The sequence below is a fragment of the Providencia sp. UF-183 genome, from assembly GCF_058246155.1.
The window spans coordinates 1-253 of sequence record NZ_JBSICD010000110.1 but is presented as its reverse complement, the minus strand read 5'-3'; the positions used below and the strand labels follow the sequence as shown (position 1 = coordinate 253).

General features: G+C 37.9%; 1 protein-coding gene. It reads right to left on the bottom strand.

Annotated elements, in window-relative coordinates; translation table 11 throughout:
* Nucleotides 1-253, bottom strand: a 253-nt coding sequence (locus AC4IFT_RS22575; RefSeq protein WP_490752983.1) for a hypothetical protein, incomplete at both ends; no start/stop codon positions are given.

The window sequence follows — 253 nt, the reverse complement described above, 5'->3', positions numbered from 1 at the left end:
CTCCAAGACAAAAGATTTCCCAACTGATGTTGGAGCAGAAACACTGATCCAAGAATTCTCTACCGCGCTATCCCAAAAATTCGACTGAAATCTATTCCCGACAATTTTAGTTTCATCAGCTAAATTAATTGTATGTAAAATTCTTCGTTTGGTTGACTCTAGCTGAGCACTTAATGGAAGCCTACTTTCGTATCCTCCATCAATCATATCCCTTTTCTCTGCCAATCTAATAGTTGCATCATTTGCTAAAGCA